The sequence below is a fragment of the Levilactobacillus hammesii DSM 16381 genome (assembly GCF_001434395.1).
Taxonomy (GTDB): domain Bacteria; phylum Bacillota; class Bacilli; order Lactobacillales; family Lactobacillaceae; genus Levilactobacillus; species Levilactobacillus hammesii.
The window spans coordinates 1-1,204 of record NZ_AZFS01000008.1; the positions used below are offsets into that span (position 1 = coordinate 1).

Genomic DNA, 1,204 nt, shown 5'->3' on the forward strand with positions numbered 1-1,204 from the left:
TCCTCAATTGTCAAATCAAGTGCAACACTAAGAATCTATTCTTAGAAGTGGTCTAGTTGCTAAGCTAGTTCAGGCATTAGATCGGCTGGGCAACGATAGTTTAATGAACGCCGCAGCCGGTTGTTTAAGGTATCCTGAGCCAGCTGAATATCAATGAGTGAGGCCAAAACCAAGGATCTACCCTTCGGGAAGAACTCGCGCAAAAGGCCGTTAGTGTTCTCATTGGTTCCGCGTTCCCATGGTGAATAAGGATGGGCAAAGTAGATGTCCGTTCCCGCCACTTGGCTCAAGCTTGAGAACTCGGCACCGTTATCAAAAGTAATGGTTTTAAAGTACTCAGTTCCATAGTCATATAAGGTGTTCTGGAGGGCTTTCAAGCAAGTGTCGGCATGATAATTGGGAAGTTTAACGATGATTTCTAAACGACTAACACGTTCAGTCAAAGTCATTAATGCTGGCTCAGATTCAACTCGTTTACCTTTGACCAAGTCACCTTCCCAGTGTCCAAGCTCTTGACGTGCTTGAACCACAGTGGGACGCTCTTCGATTGAATGGCCCAGATTCTTCTTATTGATTCGGTGATGCTTTGTTCCGGGACGTTTGACTCGGCGACGGAGTTTAGCTGGTAGGTCTGAATTACGGATAGTTAAACGCTGGTCATCAATGTATCGATACACCGTCGGTGTTGAGGGACAGACAACTCCTGGGTAATTAGTCTTGAATTGGTGAACAAAAGTATCCACACTATGCATTCTGGGGCGAGCTTTTAAAGCTGTAACCAAAGCATTACAGAAGGTTTGACAGTGATCAAAGAGTCCACGATAACAGCTGTTTAGCCGGTGCTTACGATAAACTGCTTCGCCAGTTTCCGCCAGATATGACTGTTCGAAGATACGAGTATTAGCGTTAATCTGTGTTGTTGTCCCCCGTCTTAATTCACGCGAAATCGTACTGGGATTACGATGAAGAGCCTTGGCAATCCGGCGGATGGACCAATCTAAGCCCCTTAGGGCTTCAATTCGACCACGTTCAGCTAAATTGAGTTGGTGATACTGATTAGATATGATATTCTTAATTCGGGTCATGAAGATACCTCTTTCTTGTTTGTGGTGAATTAAGAATAGGTCTTCATGGCCTTTTTGACTAGTCTGAATAAAGAACTGGTCTAGTAGAGCAGGTGTTGCACTTCAATTTTAAATCGAGG

The 1,204-nt window shown here is 44.4% G+C and carries 1 protein-coding gene; it reads right to left on the reverse strand.

Annotation, left to right across the window (positions count from 1 at the left end; translation table 11 throughout):
* Window positions 1-59 precede the first annotated feature (59 nt).
* The gene (locus tag FD28_RS01020) at window positions 60-1,085 is read right to left on the reverse strand and encodes an IS30 family transposase (protein WP_043023465.1); all 1,026 of its coding nucleotides are present in this window, start codon (window positions 1,083-1,085) and stop codon (window positions 60-62) included.
* Window positions 1,086-1,204 lie beyond the last annotated feature (119 nt).

Excerpts from the sequence above, each read along its gene's own strand:
- FD28_RS01020 (WP_043023465.1), bottom strand. The coding sequence starts at position 1,085 with ATGACCCGAATTAAGAATATCATATCTAATCAGTATCACCAACTCAAT.